The sequence below is a fragment of the Leucobacter holotrichiae genome, assembly GCF_055791005.1.
Map to the genome: position 1 here is coordinate 173192 of NZ_JBVUAC010000005.1, position 17544 is coordinate 190735.

General features: G+C 67.3%; 17 protein-coding genes. 1 reads left to right on the top strand and 16 read right to left on the bottom strand.

Annotated features, from left to right (window positions below):
* Nucleotides 1-8: 8 nt before the first annotated feature.
* The 6 genes from AC0KXF_RS08545 to metG form a co-directional block, all read right to left on the bottom strand.
* Entirely contained in the window at nt 9-767 is a 759-nt protein-coding gene (locus AC0KXF_RS08545) for a DsbA family oxidoreductase (protein WP_473108775.1), read from the bottom strand.
* A 139-nt stretch (nt 768-906) separates the two neighbouring features.
* Entirely contained in the window at nt 907-2301 is a 1395-nt protein-coding gene (locus AC0KXF_RS08550) for an NAD(P)-binding domain-containing protein (protein ID WP_473108776.1), read from the bottom strand.
* A gap of 374 nt (nt 2302-2675) precedes the next feature.
* Nucleotides 2676-3602: a 4-(cytidine 5'-diphospho)-2-C-methyl-D-erythritol kinase gene (locus AC0KXF_RS08555; protein ID WP_473108777.1), complete on the bottom strand. Its 927-nt coding sequence runs from the start codon at nt 3600-3602 to the stop codon at nt 2676-2678.
* Between the two features lie 9 nt (nt 3603-3611).
* Nucleotides 3612-4589 (bottom strand): 16S rRNA (adenine(1518)-N(6)/adenine(1519)-N(6))-dimethyltransferase RsmA, encoded by a 978-nt coding sequence (gene rsmA / locus AC0KXF_RS08560; protein ID WP_473108778.1) that lies wholly within the window; start codon nt 4587-4589, stop codon nt 3612-3614.
* On the bottom strand, nt 4582-5505 hold the full coding sequence (locus AC0KXF_RS08565; RefSeq protein ID WP_473108779.1) for a TatD family hydrolase: 924 nt from the start codon (nt 5503-5505) through the stop codon (nt 4582-4584). The genes rsmA and AC0KXF_RS08565 overlap by 8 nt, the downstream gene beginning before the upstream one ends.
* On the bottom strand, nt 5502-7103 hold the full coding sequence (gene metG / locus AC0KXF_RS08570; protein ID WP_473108780.1) for a methionine--tRNA ligase: 1602 nt from the start codon (nt 7101-7103) through the stop codon (nt 5502-5504). Before metG ends, AC0KXF_RS08565 begins: the two co-directional genes overlap by 4 nt.
* A gap of 89 nt (nt 7104-7192) precedes the next feature.
* Between metG and AC0KXF_RS08575 the strand changes: the two genes are divergently transcribed.
* A complete protein-coding gene (locus tag AC0KXF_RS08575; RefSeq protein ID WP_473108781.1) occupies nt 7193-8545 on the top strand; it encodes an aminotransferase class III-fold pyridoxal phosphate-dependent enzyme in 1353 nt (450 codons plus the stop codon).
* Nucleotides 8546-8684: 139 nt separating this feature from the next.
* Here AC0KXF_RS08575 and AC0KXF_RS08580 read toward each other — a convergent pair whose 3' ends face one another.
* The 10 genes from AC0KXF_RS08580 to atpB all read right to left on the bottom strand — a co-directional run bounded on the left by AC0KXF_RS08580 (nt 8685) and on the right by atpB (nt 17493).
* A complete protein-coding gene (locus AC0KXF_RS08580; RefSeq protein ID WP_473108782.1) occupies nt 8685-9518 on the bottom strand; it encodes a PP2C family protein-serine/threonine phosphatase in 834 nt (277 codons plus the stop codon).
* Nucleotides 9519-9547: 29 nt separating this feature from the next.
* Nucleotides 9548-10354 (bottom strand): YaaA family protein, encoded by an 807-nt coding sequence (locus AC0KXF_RS08585; protein ID WP_473108783.1) that lies wholly within the window; start codon nt 10352-10354, stop codon nt 9548-9550.
* Nucleotides 10355-10613: 259 nt separating this feature from the next.
* A complete protein-coding gene (locus AC0KXF_RS08590; RefSeq protein ID WP_473108784.1) occupies nt 10614-10871 on the bottom strand; it encodes a F0F1 ATP synthase subunit epsilon in 258 nt (85 codons plus the stop codon).
* 3 nt (nt 10872-10874) lie between these two features.
* Complete coding sequence (atpD, locus tag AC0KXF_RS08595; RefSeq protein WP_223043422.1) at nt 10875-12338, bottom strand: F0F1 ATP synthase subunit beta; 1464 nt, start codon at nt 12336-12338, stop codon at nt 10875-10877.
* A gap of 21 nt (nt 12339-12359) precedes the next feature.
* The gene (locus AC0KXF_RS08600; RefSeq protein ID WP_473108785.1) at nt 12360-13250 is read right to left on the bottom strand and encodes a F0F1 ATP synthase subunit gamma; all 891 of its coding nucleotides are present in this window, start codon (nt 13248-13250) and stop codon (nt 12360-12362) included.
* Nucleotides 13251-13331: 81 nt separating this feature from the next.
* Nucleotides 13332-14957 (bottom strand): F0F1 ATP synthase subunit alpha, encoded by a 1626-nt coding sequence (gene atpA / locus AC0KXF_RS08605; RefSeq protein WP_473108786.1) that lies wholly within the window; start codon nt 14955-14957, stop codon nt 13332-13334.
* A 54-nt stretch (nt 14958-15011) separates the two neighbouring features.
* Nucleotides 15012-15788 carry a F0F1 ATP synthase subunit delta gene (locus tag AC0KXF_RS08610; RefSeq protein WP_223043419.1) on the bottom strand — a complete coding sequence of 259 codons (777 nt, stop codon included), beginning with the start codon at nt 15786-15788 and terminating at the stop codon, nt 15012-15014.
* Nucleotides 15788-16336, bottom strand: a complete 549-nt coding sequence (locus AC0KXF_RS08615; protein WP_223043418.1) for a F0F1 ATP synthase subunit B — start codon at nt 16334-16336, stop codon at nt 15788-15790. The genes AC0KXF_RS08610 and AC0KXF_RS08615 overlap by 1 nt, the downstream gene beginning before the upstream one ends.
* Before the next feature lie 50 nt (nt 16337-16386).
* Nucleotides 16387-16614, bottom strand: coding sequence for an ATP synthase F0 subunit C (gene atpE, locus AC0KXF_RS08620; protein WP_017883370.1), 228 nt, complete (start codon nt 16612-16614; stop codon nt 16387-16389).
* Between the two features lie 54 nt (nt 16615-16668).
* Nucleotides 16669-17493, bottom strand: a complete 825-nt coding sequence (atpB, locus tag AC0KXF_RS08625; protein WP_223043417.1) for a F0F1 ATP synthase subunit A — start codon at nt 17491-17493, stop codon at nt 16669-16671.
* Between the last annotated feature and the right edge of the window lie 51 nt (nt 17494-17544).

A 17544-nucleotide genomic window follows, 5' to 3' on the forward strand; every position in this document is an offset into this window, starting at 1 on the left:
GGTTCCTTTCAAGCCTGGTCGGCGTGGTGGTTCTCGGGTGCCTCTGCGGCACCGGTGCTCGTGTCGGCACCGGCGTTCGGGCCCACACCGGCACCCGGGCCGTCGGCGCTAGCGCGGAACCCGAGCACCTGCTCGAACGCCCCCGCGAAGGCCTCGCTGCTCTGCGCCCCCGAGACGCCGTACTTCTGATCGATCAGGAAGAAGGGCACCCCGCTCACCCCGAGCATACGGGCACGCGCGATGTCGCGCTCGACGGCCTGCCCGTACCCCTCGTCGTCGAGCGCCGCGCGCACCGCATCCGGGTCGAGCCCCACCTCGGCGCCGAGCCGGGCGAGAGTGCCGGGATCCGACATATCCTCACCCTCCGCGAAGTACGCGCGGAAGAGGCGCTCCTGCATCTCCGTCTGCAAACCCGACTCCGCTGCGAGGTGCAGCACCCGATGCGCCCGAGCGGTGTTCGTATGCCTCACTCGCGAGAAGTCGAACTCGATGCCCTCGGCCGCCGCGAGCTCCGTCATCTGGGCGAGCATCTGCTCCACCTGCGCGGCGGGCATACCCTTGTGCCGCACCAGGAAGTCGACCTCGCTGCCCGAGAAGTCGAGCGGCGTGTCGGGGGCGAGTTCGAAGCTGTGCCCCTCGACCTCGAACTCGACATCGGGACGCCGGGCACGGAATGCCGCGACACCGGCCTCGAAACGATGCTTGCCGATATAGCACCACGGGCAGGCGATGTCGGACCAGATGTCGACGCGGATCGTCTCACTCATGCTCGCCTCAACCACCTTCGACGGCTCATTATTCCTTGCGCTCCCCACAAAGCACCGCGGCGGCGGATCGGGGTCTCCGATCCGCCGCCGGTCCCTCCCGATTCGCCGGGAGCCATGCCGCAGCGAGGCCGTCGCGGCGCTACCGGTTCGAGGCAGAAGCCTGCTCCTCGTGCTCCAGATCGCCGCTCGGCTGATGCAGGAGGTAGCGCTCGCGCGAATCGTCGAGCTCATCGAGCCATCTGGTGTGGTGCTCGACGGCCATAGTGCCGGTCATCACCGAGCGATGCGCTTTGTCGCGGTAGGTGAGGATGTCGCGCTTCTTATCCTGCTTCCACGCGAGGAAGATCTCGACCACCGCGTCGAGATCGAACATCGGGTAATCGGTCGCCTCGATGAGATCTCGGATGTAGTCGGCCTGGAAGCGCACCGCCGCGGGGTCGTCTTCGAGGGCTTCATGCCGTCGCAGCCACTCCTCCATGTGCGCGACGCGCTCCTCCGGCGAGGGCAGCTCTGCACGACCGAGGATGAGGTCGCGCGCGTACCAAGCCTGAGCATCGAACATGTTGAAGGTGAACCACTGATCCTGCGCCCCGAGGTAGTACAGGTGCGGGTTGCCCTGCCACACCACACCGCGGTAGAGGCCGATCGGGTACAGGTTGTTCGGCGAATCGATGCGCATCTCGTTCGGCAGGAACGGGTAGTGGTGCAGGTAACCGGTGCAGAGCACGACCGCATCGAACTCTCGGCACTGCCCGTCGACGAACGAGACCTCGGCACCGTCGAAACGGAGGATCTCGGGAACCTCGTCCACCCCGTCGGGCCAGGCGAAGCCCTGCGGCCGGGAGCGGTAGCTCATCGTGACGTGTCGGGCACCCATCTTGTGCGCCTGCACCCCGATGTCCTCGGCCGAGTACGAGCCCCCGATGAGCAGCACACGCTGTCCGGCGAGGCGCTCGGCGCCGCGGAACTCGTGAGCATGGATGACCTCGCCCGGGAACGTCTCGATCCCGTCGAAGTTCGGTACGTTCGGGTACGAGAAGTGCCCCGTCGCGACGATGACCTCATCGAACACCTCGCGCGATGTGCGCCTGTTCCGCAGGTCCTCGACAGTGAGGGTGAACCGCTCGGCGGTCTCGTCGTAGTCGATCCAGCGCACTGCGTGGGCGAACCGCACCAGGTCCTTCACCCCCGACTGCGAGGCCCGTCCGTCGATGTAGTCCCACAGCACCTCGCGCGGCGGGTACGACGAGATCGGCCGACCGAAGTGCTCGTCGAACGTGTACTCGGCGAACTCCAGGGCCTCCTTGGGCCCGTTCGACCAGAGGTTCCTGTACATGCTCGAGTGAACCGGCTCACCGTAGTGATCGGTGCCGGTACGCCAGGTGAAGTTCCACTGGCCGCCCCAGTCGTCCTGCTTCTCATAGCAGATGATTTCGGGGATCTGCTCCCCCTGGCTCTCCGCTGCCGCGAAGGCCCGCATGGCCGCCATTCCGCTCGGCCCAGCTCCGATGATCGCTATTCTTTTCTGCTGCACATAGGCCTTTCCACCCTCAGGAATCTCCCTCGGGCATCCGTGAGTATGTTCGTTCGGGTAACAAACACCGCGCAGCGTGGAAACGCGCTCGACACTCTGCGCAGGCTCCCCCTCACACTTTGGCCACATGTGCGTGAAGAGTCAAGTTGGCCGGGGCGACCCCGTTCGCCTCACCGATCCTCCCCGGCCCTCACCGGTCCCGTCCGCCCCAGCCCACCTGCCGATGTAGACCTCTCGCACGGTTGTAGATATCTCGCGCGGTACGGGAGGTCTACAACGGCACAGGAGGCCTACAATGGCGAACGGATCATTTAAGACCGATCCCGGGCTGGTGAGCCCGGCGCGGATCGCGGGAAAACGCTCCGCGTTTTCCCCTAAACGATCCGCGCCCCAGGAACCGGGCCGGTGACGGTGAGCGCCCGCACCCCCGCGCGGTTCAACACGCCGCGCAGCTCGGCGGCCTCCTGAGCATTTCCTACGAGGAACGCGACCGTGGGCCCCGATCCCGAGACGATACCCGCACGAGCGCCCCGCGACTCCCCCAGCTCGAGCAGCTCGGTCAACTCCGGAGCGAGCTTGAGGGCCGCGACCTGCAGATCGTTATGCATCGCATCGGCGAGCGAATCGGCATCCCCGACGCGCACAGCCTGCAGTACTGCAGTGTCGACCTTCACCTGATCGGGCTGCCTGCCGAGGTCGCGCACGTGCGCGTCCCGGTGCCGGTCGAGCATGCGGTACACCACAGGGGTGCTGAGACCCGCGTCGGAGAGGGCGAGCACCCAGTGGAAAGTTCCCTTCGCGAGCGCGGGGCTGAGCTCATCACCGCGACCGGTGCCGACTGCCGTGCCGCCCTCCAGCGCGAACGGAACGTCGGCCCCGAGTTCGGCGGCGATCGGCAGCAACCCAGGTCGCCCCAGATCCGTGCCCCACAGCTCGTCACACGCGACCAGGGTTGCAGCAGCGTCAGCGGATCCCCCGCCCATGCCGCCGGCGATCGGCACGCGCTTGAACACCGTCAGGTCGACACCGCCCGAGTACCCCGTGCGCTCGGCGAGCAGCTTCGCCGCCCGAACCGCCAGGTTGGAGCCGTCAGTCGCCAGGCCGCTGCTGTCGATCGGCCCCGTGAAACGCACCGAGAACTCATGAGCCGGAGTCGCGGTCACCTCTTCGAACAGCGAGACCGCCTGATACAGCGAAGCGACATCGTGATAGCCATCGTCCTGCAGCGCGCCCACGCGGAAGAACACGTTGATCTTGCCCGGTGCCCGCACCGTGATCGATCGCCCCCGAATCGCGCTCATGGTTACACGCTAGCGCACGCCGGAGCGCCCGAGATGCACGCGAGCGATCGCAAGGAACTCGTCGATCCCCAGCTGCTCCGCGCGAGCGGTGGAAGCGACTCCTGCGGCTTCGATCGTCGCCACAGCCTCGTCGAGCGGCCCGAGCACCGCCTGCAGCGCCTGACGCAGCATCTTGCGGCGCTGAGCGAAAGCGGCGTTCACCAGTTCGAACACGAGCATGCGCTCGGTCTCGTCGCCCCTCGGCTCTGCAAGCTTCTCATACGCCACCAGCACCGAATCGACGCCGGGCACCGGCCAGAAGATGCGGCGGCTCACATTGCCCGCGATCCGCCACTCCCCGTACCAGGCCGCCTTGGCGCTGGGAGCACCGTACTCCTTCGAACCGGGGCCGGCCGCGATCCGGTATCCGACTTCCGACTGCACCATCACAAGGCCGCTGCGCAGCTCGGGAATCAGCTGGAGCAGGTGCATCAGGATCGGCACCGAGACGTTGTAGGGCAGGTTGGCGACGAGCACGGTCGGCATCGGAGAACCGTCGTGCTTCGCCGCTTCGCCGGTGGCCGGATCGCCCGACCCGGCGAGTGCGCGCAGGAGGACCGCGCGGCTCAGGTCGAGGGCGTCGGTGTTGACCACCCGCAGGCGCGGGGCTCGCTCGTCGGCGAAGATGCCCGGCTGCATCGCGCGGGCGGTGGCGAGCAGCTCGTCCGCGAGGCGGCGGTCGATCTCGATCGCAGTGACATCGGCGCCTACCTCGGTGATCCCGAGAGTGAGCGAGCCGAGACCCGGGCCGACCTCGATCACGCGGTCGCCCGCCTCGACGCCGGCGAGCCGCACGATCTTGCGCACTGTGTTGGGGTCGATCACGAAGTTCTGGCCGAGCTTCTTCGTGGGCGAGACCTCGAGTCGCGCCGCGAGCTCGCGGACCTCGTTGGGCCCGAGCAATCGGCCGCCCGCCCCGACGGAATCGGGCGACGCCGACTCAGTCATCGCTGTCCTCGTCCCAGGACCCGTAGACCCGCTCGGTATTCGCGGCGATGCGCGCGCACACGTCATCGAGCGGCTCCTCGAGCGTTTCCGCCATGCGACGCACGGTGTGGGGCAGCAGGTAAGGCGCATTCGGCCGCCCGCGGAACGGTTCGGGCGTGAGGAAGGGAGCGTCGGTCTCGGCGAGCACCAGCTCGGGACGAGCGACGGCGAGCGCCTCGCGCAGCGCGGGGGCGTTCTTGAAGGTCGAGGTACCCGAGAACGACATGTACCAGCCGTGCTCGTTGCAGATGCGCGCGAGGCGCGCATCGCCCGAGAAGCAGTGGAACACCGTGCGCTCGGGCGCGCCGACCCGCAGCAGCGTCGCGACGACCTCGTCGTGGGCGTCGCGATCGTGGATCTGCAGAGCGATCCCGTTGGCTTTCGCGATCTCGATGTGGGTCTCGAACGACTCGATCTGAGCGGCCCTGCCGTCTTCGCCGGTGCGGAAGAAGTCGAGACCGGTCTCGCCGACCGCGCGCACCCGAGGCTGACCGGCGAGGCGGGCGATCTCAGAGAGGTGAGAGCTCAGCAGTCCCTCTGCGAAGAGGCGGGGCGCCTCGTTCGGGTGGAGCGCGACTGCGGCGAGCACGCGCCGGTCGCCCGCCGCGAGCTCGGCGCTCCACCGACTCGTCTCGAGGTCGGTGCCGACCTGCACGATGCCGCGCACGCCCACCGCCGCCGCCCGGTCCAGCGAGTCGAGCGGTTCGAGCTGGTCGACCCCGTCTTCGAACTCGAGGTGGGCGTGGTTGTCGTAGACCGGGGCCGGCAGCGGCTCGGGACTCTCGGGCCGTGTCGTGTCGCGCGATCCGCCGTCCTTCCGCTTGCGCAGGCCGCCAGTGGGCGCCTGCGCATCGCGCTGCGCGGGATCGGTACTCACTTGTCGGCCTCGATGCGCGGGAACAGCGGGGGAAGCTCGTGCTGCTCGGTTCCGGCGGCGAGCCGGCCCCAGCGGCCGGCCTCGCGGATCGGCTGCTCGGAGAGCGCGCCCAGAGCCGCCTCCGCGCCGAGCGCGGTCCACAGCTTCGTCGCCGCCTGCGGGATCACCGGTGCGAGCAGCTCGGCGAGCACGCGCAGGCCCTCGGTCGTCGTGTAGAGCACGGCGCCCAGGCGATCGCGCTGCTCGGGATCCTTGGCGAGCGCCCACGGCTGCTGCTCGGTGATGTAACCGTTGAGGGCGTCGACCAGCTCCCACACCGCGGCGATCGCCTCGTGGATCGCGAAGGCTTCGATCCGCGCATCGGCGCGCGCGGACACGTCCGCCGCAAGGTCGCGGATGGCGACGTCGTCGGCGTACTCCGCCGCGCCGGACGCGACCTCGGGCACGCGGCCTTCGAAGTACTTCTTGTTCATCGCGAGCACGCGGCTGGCGAGGTTGCCGAAGCCGTTGGCCAGTTCGGCCTGGTAGCGAGCCGCCAGATCCTCCCAACTGAAGGAGCCGTCATGGCCGAACGAGATCGCCCGCATGAAGTAGTAGCGGAACGCATCCGAACCGAAGGTGTCGGTGATCTCGTTCGGCGCGATGCCGGTGAGCTTCGACTTCGACATCTTCTCGCCGCCGACGAGCAACCAGCCGTGCGCGAACACGTGCTCGGGCACCTCGAGCCCGGCCGCCATGAGCATGGCCGGCCAGATCACCGCGTGGAAGCGCAGAATGTCCTTGCCGACGATGTGGGTTGCGGGCCAGCGCCGCTCGAACTGCTCGGGATCGGCGCCGTAACCGGTCGCGGTGACGTAGTTGAGCAGCGCGTCGAACCACACGTAGGTGACGTGCGAGGAGTCCCAGGGAATCGGGATGCCCCAGTCGAACGAGGTGCGGGAGATGCTCAGATCCTCGAGCCCCTGCTGCACGAACGCGATCACCTCGTTGCGGGCGCTCGCGGGCTGCACGAAATCGGGGCGCTCCTCGTAGAGCGCCAGCAGCCGATCCTGGAACGCGCTCATCTTGAAGAAGTAGTTCTTCTCCTGCAGCAGCTCGAGCGGCTTCGAATGGATCGCGCAGACCTTCTCGCCCTCGAAGGCGCCCTCGCCGTCGACGATCTCGCTCTTCGGTTTGAACTCCTCGCAGCCCACGCAGTACAGCGCCTCGAACTCGCCGGCGTAGACGTGGCCGTCGTCGTAGAGCTTCTGCAGGAACTTCGCGACACCCTCCTCGTGGCGCGCATCGGTCGTGCGGATGAAGTCGTCGTTGGAGAGGTCGACGGTGTCGAGCAGCGGCTTCCACGCCGATTCGACGAGCCGATCCGCCCACTCCTTCGGAGCTACGCCGTTGGCGGTCGCGGTGCGCAGGATCTTCTGACCGTGCTCGTCGGTACCCGTGAGGAACCACGTGTCGTCGCCCGCCTGCCGATGCCAGCGCGCCAGCACGTCAGCCGCCACCTCGGTGTACGCGTGCCCGATGTGCGGAGCGTCGTTGACGTAGAAGATGGGGGTCGTGATGAAGAACGAGGAGGGCTGTGCCCGGTGGTCGAGTGCCATGGGTTCCATTGTATTCGGAACGACTGACACGCTCGTCCGTGTTACCCACGGGCCGCGATCCCCCAGCCTGCCGGAGTAAGATCGAGTGCATGAGCGAAGAAGCGACCGCCACCGAATCGTCCGTCCCTCAGAAGCGTCTCGTCGTCACCGAGATCCCCGGTCCCCGCTCACGAGAGATCCATGAGCGCCGCCGCGCGGTCGTTCCGCCCGGGGTTCACAGTGTGCTGCCGGTCTACGTCGAGCGCTCGCACGATTCGATCATCGTCGACGTCGACGGCAACCACCTCATCGACGTCTGCGGCGGCATCGGCGTGACCACCATCGGTCACACCGACGGGTCCGTCGTCGCTGCGGCGACCGAGCAGCTGAACAAGGTCACGCACACCCTGTTCACCATGACCCCGTACGAGCCGTACGTGCAGGTCGCCGAGCACCTCGCCAAGCACGTGCCCGGATCCACCCCCGAGAACCCCTACAAGACCCTGCTCATGAACTCGGGCGCCGAGGCCGTCGAGAACGGCGTCAAGATCGCCCGCAAGCACACCGGCCGCCCCGGCGTGGCCGTGCTCGAGCACGCCTACCACGGCCGCACGATGCTGACCTCGACCATGAACCACAAGGCAGCGCCCTACGCACTCGGCTACGGACCGCGCGCCGGCGATGTCTACAAGGCGCCCAACTCGTACCCGCTGCACGACGGCCTGAGCGGCTCCGACGCGGCGGCTCGCACGATCGCGCACCTCGAGAAGATCGCGGCAGCCGAGGATCTGGCCTGCCTCGTCGTCGAGCCGATCCAGGGCGAGGGCGGCTTCATCGTGCCCGCCGATGGCTACCTGCCCGCGCTCGCGCAGTGGTGTCGCGAGAACGGCATCGTCTTCATCGCCGACGAGGTGCAGGCCGGTATGGCACGCACCGGCACCGTCTTCTCGATCGAGCAGTTCGGGGTCGAGCCCGACATCGTGCTCTCGGCGAAGGGCATCGCGGGCGGCCTGCCGCTCGCCGGCATCACCGGCCGCGCCGAAATCATGGACAAGTCGCAGCCCGGCGGGCTCGGCGGCACCTTCGGCGGCAACCCGGTGTCGTGCGCCGCGGCGGTCGCGGTGTTCGAGCAGATCGAGCAGGAGGGTCTGCTCGCCGAGGCGAAGCGGATCGAGGCCACCTTCACCGCGGGCCTGAACAAGCTCGCGAAGAAGTACGACAGCATCGCCGAGGTGCGCGGCCGCGGTGCGATGCTCGCTATCGAGCTCGTGAAGCCCGGCACCCTCGAGCCCGACGCCGCGCTCGTCTCGCACGTCATCGACTTCGCGGCGAAACAGGGGGTCGTACTGCTGAGCACCGGTATCTACAACCAGGGCATCCGCTTCCTGCCCTCGCTGAAGATGACCGACGAGCTCATCGAGGACGTCATCGGCGTGCTCGACAGGGCATTCGCAGCCGCGTAGCTCCCGCCCCGGCTGACTTCCGTTCTGCACATCGAAAGGCGGATATTGCATGAGGATCCGTGGATCCTCATGCAATATCCGCCTTTCGAGTGTGACGGGCCTCCGACCCGGGGCGAGAACCGGCCCGCTCCTCCAAGCCCTATGCAGTGATCTCGAGGCCTGAAGCCTCGAAGCTGCCCGTATCCACCACATCGCCGACGGCGTGCACGTCGATCACGATCACCGTCACGTTGTCGCGTCCCGCGTTGTCGAGGGCCTGCTGCACGAGCGTCCGCGCCGCCTCCTCCGCTGTCGGCTGCGAGGCCAGGTAGTGCTGAATGCCGATGTCCGTGAGCTCCTTGATGAGCCCGTCGGAGCAGATGAGGAGGCGCTGGCCGGGGATGAGGGCGAGCGACGTGTAGTCGGGGATGGGCGGCTCGTTGAACCCGACCGCCCGGGTGATCACATTGGCGTGAGGGTGCACCTCCGCCTCCTCCTCGCTGATCGCACCCGTGTCGATGAGGTGCTGCACGACGGAGTGATCCACGGTGATCTGGCTGAGAGCGCCCTTGAAGTACTGGTAGACACGTGAATCGCCGATGTTGAAGACCCGCCAGGTCGGCTCGTCCTCGGTGCTCAAGCACACGCCCGTCACGGTCGTGCCCGCCCCCAGCTCGGTCTCCCCCGCATCGAGTTCGATGTCGTCGACCGCGTCGCCGAGCACCTCATCGATGTCGTGCTCCGTGACGTTCGCGGTACCCCCGAGCTCCGCGAGGCGCCGCACCACGGCTGCGGAGGCGATCTCGCCGGCCGAGTGCCCGCCCATCCCGTCGGCGACGGCGAAGATCGGCGGGATCGTGACGTAGCTGTCCTGATTCGTATCGCGTCGTCGTCCGACGTCGGTCAGCCCGAACCACGAGAGCTCGATCTCGAGGTCGCAATCCTTGCGGTAGCGCAGACGACGCCGCGATGCATTCTCACCGCGCGCGGTCACTGCTTCCACCTCCGAGACACCCGAGTATCCTACCGCGCTCCGGTGGCCGCCGACGACCCGGGAGCGGGTGCCCCGAGCTCCGTGACCAGCGTGACGGTGCCCGAACTCGCGTCGAGACTCATCTCGAGGTCTTCGTCGGCTGCCCAGGCGAGAAGCTCATCCGCGGAGTCGATGTCGGCTCCGGATCGGGCGAGACGACGCACCAGGTCGCCCTTCGCAGCCTTGTTGAAGTGGTTGAGGGCGCGTACCTCGCCGTCGGCGCCGCGCTGCACGACCTGCAGGAAGAAGCCCGCGCCAGACGGCAGCGGGGCGAGCGCGACGTAGTCCTTCGACCGGAGATCGAGCACGAACCCCGCCCGGTTCCACTCGAGTCGCGCGTGGGCCTGCGCCCAGAGGCGCTTGAGCGGTGCGCCGAGGGCGGGCAGGCGCGAGCCGGCGGAGAGACGATATGCGGGGATCGGATCGCCCGCCCCCACCAGGCCGAGCAACGCTGATTGCACGAGCACGTGCTCCGAGAGCCACTCGCGCGCCGCCTCGTCGAGCGAGGCCACGTCGAGCGCGTCGTAGAGCACCCCCGTGTAGCGTTCGATCGCGGGCATCACGCCGCTCTCGTGCAGGCGCAGGTTGTGCTGCAGTTCGGAGCGGTTCTTCACTCCCAGTTTGAGGGCCTTCGCCGCGGCCTCCTCGTCGCCGCGGCTCAGCTCCTCGAGGGCCTCGCGCACTCTGCGTCGCACCAGGCGCATCTCCTCGTGCTGGTGTCCGTGCAGGGCCCCCGGCTGCAGCACGCCCTCGCCGCCGACGCGTTTCGTCTCGGAGGGCGGCAGCAGAATCAGCATGAAGGTCTCCTGTTCTGATTCGCACGGGCATAGCGGAGCCTCCGCCGCGAACCGGAGTCGGGGCCGGAACGGGTGACGACAGACGAGAGGCCGGAGCCGCTCACGAAGAGCGGATCCGGCCTCGACGTCGGAGGGAGGGATTAAACGATCTGGCGCGGTGGCGCCAGCAGCAATCGTGGAAAAACGCTGGCGCGTTTTTCTCTAAACGATCTGGCGCGGTGGCGCCAGCGTCGATCGTAGAAAACGCGATGCGTCTTCTTTAAACGATCGACGCCCTTCCCGCGACGATGGTCACGGTGTCGTGATCGACCGAGAGGAAACCCCCCTCGGCGTCGACCGCGATCTTCTCGCCGCCGGCGGTGGTGACCCGCACCTCACCCTGCGCGAGCAGGGCGAGCAGCGGCTCGTGCCCACCGAGGATGCCGATCTCGCCCTCGACCGTCTTCGCGACGACCTGGGCGGCTTCGCCGGCCCAGACCTCGTTATCGGCCGAGACGACACTCACGTTGAGCGCCATGGCTTAGGCCAGTTCCTTCTGCATCTTGGCCCAGTTCTCCTCGACGTCGGAGATACCGCCCACGTTGAAGAAGGCCTGCTCCGCGACGTGGTCGAACTCGCCCTTGCAGATCGCGTCGAAGGACTCGATCGTCTCGGTGAGCGGCACCGTGGAGCCCTCGACACCGGTGAACTTCTTCGCCATGTAGGTGTTCTGCGAGAGGAACTGCTGGATGCGACGTGCGCGCGCCACGGTGATCTTGTCCTCTTCGGAGAGCTCGTCGACACCGAGGATCGCGATGATCTCCTGCAGCTCCTTGTTCTTCTGCAGGATCGCCTTGACCGTGGTGGCCACCCGGTAGTGGTCCTCGCCCAAGTAGCGGGGGTCCATGATGCGGCTGGTCGAGGTCAGCGGGTCGATCGCGGGGTACAGACCCTTCGAGGCGATCTCGCGCGAGAGCTCGGTGGTCGCGTCGAGGTGCGCGAAGGTCGTCGCCGGGGCCGGGTCGGTGTAGTCGTCCGCGGGCACGTAGATGGCCTGCAGCGAGGTGATCGAGTGGCCTCGGGTCGAGGTGATGCGCTCCTGGAGGATGCCCATCTCGTCCGCGAGGTTCGGCTGGTAGCCCACCGCGGAAGGCATGCGGCCGAGCAGCGTCGAGACCTCGGAGCCCGCCTGCGTGAAGCGGAAGATGTTGTCGATGAAGAGCAGCACGTCCTGCTTCTGCACATCGCGGAAGTACTCCGCCATGGTCAGCGCCGACAGGGCGACACGGAGACGGGTCCCCGGGGGCTCGTCCATCTGGCCGAACACGAGGGCGGTCTTGTCGAAGACGCCCGCCTCGTCCATCTCGTGGATGAGGTCGTTGCCCTCACGGGTGCGCTCGCCCACACCGGCGAACACGGAGACGCCGCCGTGATCCTGCGCCACGCGCTGGATCATCTCCTGGATCAGAACGGTCTTGCCGACGCCGGCGCCGCCGAACAGGCCGATCTTGCCGCCCTGCACGTAGGGGGTGAGGAGGTCGATCGACTTGATGCCGGTCTCGAAGAGCTGAGTCTTCGACTCGAGCTGATCGAAGGCGGGCGGCGTGCGGTGAATGCTCCAGCGCTCGTTCACCTCGATGGTCTCGCCCTCGGGGAGGTTGAGCACGTTGCCGGTGACGTCGAACACCTTGCCCTTGGTGACGTCGCCGACGGGCACGGTGATCGAGTCACCGGTGTCGACAACCTCCTGGCCGCGCACGAGGCCGTCGGTCGGCTTCAGTGCGATGGCGCGGACGAGGTTGTCACCGAGGTGCTGAGCGACCTCGAGCACGAGCTTGAAGGGCTCGGCGCCCTCGCCCATGTTCACGGTGGTCTCGAGAGCGTTGTAGACGGCGGGGATCGCGTCGTGCGGGAACTCGATATCGACGACGGGGCCGGTCACTCGAGCGATCCGCCCGACGACCTTCGTTGCGGCCTCAGTCGCCACTGCGGCGGTTTCGGTCATGTTTCTCTCTCTTCGTGCTTTCTAGCTCGACAGCGCGTCGGCGCCGCCTACGATCTCGGAAATCTGCTGGGTGATCTCGGCCTGGCGAGCGTTGTTCGCGAGGCGCGTGTAATCGCGGATCAGCGCGTCGGCGTTGTCGCTCGCCGACTTCATCGCCTTCTGCGTGGCCGCGTGCTTGGCGGCGGCCGATTCCAGCATGGCGTTGAAGATGCGCGACTCGATGTAGGCCGGCAGCAGCTGGTCGAGCACCGTGTCTGCATCGGGCTCGAACTCGTACAGCGCTTCGGGTGCGTCGGTCGCCTCTGCGACACCCTCGACGACCTGCAGCGGGAGCAGGCGGTGCACCTCGGGGACCTGGCTCACCATGCTGATGAGCCGGTTGTAGACGAGGTGGATCTCCTGCGCGCCGCCCTCTTCGGCCGGGCGGGCGAAGATCTCGAGCAGAGACTCCGCGACCTCCTTCGCCGTCTCGAAGGCGGGGTTCTCGGTGTCGCCGGTCCACACGCGCTCCGACGGGCGACGACGGAAGGAGAAGTACCCCTGGGCCTTGCGGCCGATCAGGTAGTACACGACTTCCTTGCCCTCGTCGTGGAGCAGCTCGGTGAGCTCCTCCGCCTCGCGCAGCACCTGCGAGTTGAAGGCGCCCGCGAGACCGCGGTCAGAGGTGAAGATCACCACTGCGGCGCGCTCGACCTTGTCGGCCTCGACGAGCAGCGGGTGGGCGGTGTTCGAGTGCGTGGCGACGGCGGACACCGCCCGGGTGATCGCGGTGGCGTACGGCGTCGACGCCTCGACGCGGGCCTTCGCCTTCTGAATGCGAGAGGCTGCGATCAGCTCCATCGCACGGGTGATCTTCTTGGTCGTCTGGGCAGAACGAATCTTCTGCCGGTAGACCCGAAGTTGCGCTCCCATGTCTCTCCTGTACTGGTCGGGGCTGGCTGGTCGAGATAGTTCGGGATCGGCGGGGGCTTGCGCCCCCGCCTGGATCCGTCGCTACTTCTTGACGACCAGCTGCTCCTGCTTGATCTCTGCCTCGTCGAGCGCGTCGAACTGCTCGTTCAGGCTCTTCCCGGACGAGGTGCGGAACTCGCTCTTGAACTTCTCGATCTGCGCGGTGATCTCGGCGACGGTGTCGTCGTCGAGCACGTTGGTCGCGCGGAGCGTGTTCAGCGCCTCGGAGTTGCGGCCGAGGTAGTCGAGGAACTCGCGCTCGAAGCGCAGGATGTCCTCGACCGGGACCTCGTCGAGGAACCCGTTGGTACCGGCCCAGATCGACACGGTCTGCTCCTCGACCGGGTACGGGGTGTACTGCGGCTGCTTGAGCAGCTCGGTGAGGCGGGCGCCTCGCTCGAGCTGACGGCGGCTGGCAGCGTCGAGATCGGATGCGAACATCGCGAACGCCTCGAGCGCGCGGTACTGGGCGAGCTCGAGCTTGAGGGTGCCGGAGACCTTCTTGATCGACTTCACCTGCGCGTCGCCGCCGACTCGCGACACCGAGATGCCCACATCGACCGCGGGGCGCTGGTTCGCGTTGAAGAGGTCGGACTGGAGGAAGATCTGGCCGTCGGTGATCGAGATCACGTTGGTCGGGATGTAGGCCGAAACGTCGTTGGCCTTCGTCTCGATGATCGGCAGACCGGTCATCGATCCCGCGCCCAGCTCGTCCGAGAGCTTCGCGCAGCGCTCGAGCAGGCGGGAGTGCAGGTAGAAGACGTCACCCGGGTAGGCCTCGCGCCCCGGCGGGCGGCGCAGCAGCAGCGACACGGCGCGGTAGGCCTCGGCCTGCTTCGAGAGATCGTCGAAGATGATGAGCACGTGCTTGCCGTCGTACATCCAGTGCTGGCCGATGGCGGAGCCGGTGTAGGGAGCCAGGTACTTGAAGCCCGCGGGATCGGAGGCGGGCGAGGCGACGATGGTGGTGTACTCCATCGCACCCGCGTCCTCCAGCGCGCCCTTCACCGAGGCGATGGTCGAGCCCTTCTGGCCGATCGCGACGTAGATGCAGCGCACCTGCTTGGTGACGTCGCCCGACTCCCAGTTGGCCTTCTGGTTGATGATGGTGTCGATCGCGATCGCGGTCTTGCCGGTCTGGCGGTCGCCGATGATGAGCTGGCGCTGGCCGCGACCGACCGGGATCATGGCGTCGATCGCCTTGATGCCCGTCTGCAGCGGCTCGTGCACCGACTTGCGAGCCATGACGCCGGGAGCCTGCAGCTCGAGCGCGCGGCGGCCCTCGATGCCGGAGATCTCGCCGAGGCCGTCGATCGGGTTGCCGAGGGGGTCGACCACGCGGCCGAGGTAGCCCTCGCCCACGGGCACCGAGAGCACCTCGCCGGTGCGGGTGACCTGCTGGCCCTCTTCGATGCCGGTGAACTCGCCGAGCACGACGACACCGATCTCGTTCTCCTCGAGGTTCTGGGCGAGGCCCAGGGTGCCGTCTGCGAAGCGCACCAGTTCGTTCGCCATTACGCCGGGGAGGCCCTCGACGTGGGCGATGCCGTCTGCGGCGTCGACCACCGTGCCGACCTCGGTCTTCTCCGCCTGGGCCGGCTCGTACGACGCTGCGAAGTCATTCAGCGCGTCGCGGATCTCGTCCGGGCTGATTGAGAGTTCTGCCATTTCGTTTCCTCTGTCTGATCCGGAAGCGCCGCCCCCGGGGTGAAAAGTTGTGCCCTATGCTGCGAGCTGCTGTCGAAGGTCGTCGAGGCGAGCGCGAACGCTGCCGTCGATCACGTCGTCGGCGATCTGAATGCGCACACCGCCGATGAGCTCGGGATCGATGACGGTGGTGATCTTCACCGGACGACCGGCGGACTGCTCGAGTGCCCGAGCGAGCCGCTCCTGCTGTGCAGCCGAGAGCGGTGCCGCAACCGTGACGGTCGCGAGATCGCTGCCGTTCTGGTCGGCGGCGATACGAGCGGCGCTGCGGAGCGAGGCGTCGAGCCTGCGGCCGCGCGGGTTCGCGACGAGGTGGCTGACGACCGAGACCGCGGAGGCCGACGTCTTGCCGGCGAGCAGGCGCTGCACGAGCGCGACCTTGCCCGTCGGGTCGACGAGCTTGCTGCCCAGGCTGAGCTGCAGCTCGTGGTTGCGGTCGACCAGATCGGCGACCGCGAGCAGTTCGTCGGAGAGCGCCGGGTTGGCGAGGCCCTCGGCGCGGAGGCCGAGCTCCTCGACGCCCGAGACGAACTCGTCGACGTTCGACCAGCGCGCCTGGACGGCGGCGGTGAGCACGGAGCGCGCGTCAGCGGTCAGCCCGCCGAAGAGCCGTGCGACGATCTGCCCCTTGCCCTCGGCGCTCGCCGAGGCGTCGCCGAGCGCCGAGGCGAGTGCGGGGCTCTCGGCGATCCGATCCGCCGCCAGCAGCAGTTCGCCGCCGGTGGCCGGGTCGATTCCCGCCCGCAGCGCGGTGCGCGCCTGGGCCAGTGCTTCGCGTGACGCGCTTCCCATCAGTTCGCCGCCTTCTCGGATGCTTCGAGGTCAGCGAGGAAGCGATCGACGAGCGCCGACGCCTTCTGGTCGTCGGCGAGGCTCTCACCGACCACGCTGGAAGCGAGACCGAGGGCCAGCGAGCCGACGTCCTTGCGCAGCGAGACGACGGCGCTCTGGCGCTCCGCCTCGATCTGCGCCTGAGCCGCCTGCGCGATGCGGGCCTGCTCGGCGATGGCCTCTTCGCGGGCCTTGGCGCGGATCTTGTCGCCATCGGCGCGGGCGTCCTCGCGGATCACACCGGCCTCTTCGCGAGCGCTGGCGAGCTGCGCGGTGTACTCCTGCAGCGCCGCCTCCGCCTTCGCCTGGGCCTCATCGGCCTTGGCGATGTTGCCCTCGATGGCCTCTGCGCGAGCATCGAGCATCGCCTGCATCTTGGGAAGGAAGACCTTCCAGAATGCGATGAGCAGGATGACGAAGATGACTGCCGACCATACGATGTCGTACGTCGCGGGGAGCAGCGGGTTGTGGTCCGCGGTCTCAGCAGCAACAACGATTGTGTTGATCATCGCTGCCTCCTCTCATGTCAGTTACGAAACGTGTTGTAGAAGAACGTTTCTTAGTAGCCGAACATGTAGGCGGTGCCGATGCCCACGAACGCGAGAGCCTCGGTGAACGCGATACCGATCCACATCAGCACCTGCAGACGGCCGGCGAGCTCGGGCTGGCGAGCGACGCCCTCGATCGTCTTGCCGACGACGATGCCCACGCCGATGGCGGGGCCGATGGCGGCGAGACCGTAACCGACGGTGGCGATGCTACCCGAAACTTGAGCGAGAACAGACACAGTATGTGTTTCCTTCCGTGTGTTGAGTACGGCGGTTGCCGAACCCGGGTTGGTTTAGTGCTCTTCAGCCAGCGCGAGCTGGATGTAGACAGCGGTGAGAAGCGTGAAGACGTAGGCCTGCAGCACGGCGACGAGGATCTCGAAGAGCGTGAACGCGAAGCCGAAGCCGAAGGTGAAGACGCCGAGCACCGGGAAGAACCCGCCGGCGTAGAGGATGAAGAAGTTGGTCGCCGCGAAGAAGAGCACGAGCAGCATGTGGCCGACCATCATGTTCATCAGCAGACGCAGCGTGAGCGTGACGGGGCGGATCACGAAGGTCGAGATGAACTCGATGGGCGTGACGATGATGTAGATCGGCTTGGGTACGCCCGCGGGGAAGAGCGAGTTCTTGAAGAAGTTCTTCGGGCTCTTCTTGATGCCCGCGTAGATGAAGGTCACGTAGGAGACGACGGCGAGCACGAGCGGCGTGCCGATCACGGCGGTGCCGGCGACGTTGAGGCCCGGCACGATGCCGGTGACGTTGAACGCCAGGATCATGAAGAACATCGCGCACAGGATCGGCAGGAAGCGACGGCCGTCGACCTTGCCGAGCAGATCCTCGGCGATGTTGACGCGCACGAAGTCGAGCGCCATCTCGGTGAGCGACTGACCGCGGGTCGGGATCACGCGCATCTTGCGCGTGCCCAGCCAGAAGAGCAGCAGCACGAGGAGCGCCATGATCACACGGATGATCATGATGCGGTTCATCTCGAAGGGGGTGCCCTCGAAGAGCACGGCGTCGGGGAAGAACTCCGCGATCGACGGCGGATGGAATTCACCCTCTTCCGCGGTAAAGACAGTAGGGGCCACGAGTTGCACAGCGTTAGCGAACAGCGCCATTCTCCTGATTCGGGGTGCAGATCGAAACTGCACAGCGGCGAACGATGGTCG

Coding starts and splice junctions, on each gene's coding strand:
- AC0KXF_RS08610 (WP_223043419.1), bottom strand. CDS start 15,788: ATGGGAAGCGCGTCACGCGAAGCACTGGCCCAGGCGCGCACCGCGCTG.
- atpA (WP_473108786.1), bottom strand. CDS start 14,957: ATGGCAGAACTCTCAATCAGCCCGGACGAGATCCGCGACGCGCTGAAT.
- AC0KXF_RS08585 (WP_473108783.1), bottom strand. CDS start 10,354: ATGCTGATTCTGCTGCCGCCCTCCGAGACGAAACGCGTCGGCGGCGAG.
- atpB (WP_223043417.1), bottom strand. CDS start 17,493: ATGGCGCTGTTCGCTAACGCTGTGCAACTCGTGGCCCCTACTGTCTTT.
- AC0KXF_RS08555 (WP_473108777.1), bottom strand. CDS start 3,602: ATGAGCGCGATTCGGGGGCGATCGATCACGGTGCGGGCACCGGGCAAG.
- AC0KXF_RS08590 (WP_473108784.1), bottom strand. CDS start 10,871: ATGGCGCTCAACGTGAGTGTCGTCTCGGCCGATAACGAGGTCTGGGCC.
- atpD (WP_223043422.1), bottom strand. CDS start 12,338: ATGACCGAAACCGCCGCAGTGGCGACTGAGGCCGCAACGAAGGTCGTC.
- AC0KXF_RS08615 (WP_223043418.1), bottom strand. CDS start 16,336: ATGATCAACACAATCGTTGTTGCTGCTGAGACCGCGGACCACAACCCG.
- AC0KXF_RS08575 (WP_473108781.1), top strand. CDS start 7,193: ATGAGCGAAGAAGCGACCGCCACCGAATCGTCCGTCCCTCAGAAGCGT.
- AC0KXF_RS08600 (WP_473108785.1), bottom strand. CDS start 13,250: ATGGGAGCGCAACTTCGGGTCTACCGGCAGAAGATTCGTTCTGCCCAG.
- rsmA (WP_473108778.1), bottom strand. CDS start 4,589: ATGACTGAGTCGGCGTCGCCCGATTCCGTCGGGGCGGGCGGCCGATTG.
- metG (WP_473108780.1), bottom strand. CDS start 7,103: ATGGCACTCGACCACCGGGCACAGCCCTCCTCGTTCTTCATCACGACC.
- AC0KXF_RS08545 (WP_473108775.1), bottom strand. CDS start 767: ATGAGTGAGACGATCCGCGTCGACATCTGGTCCGACATCGCCTGCCCG.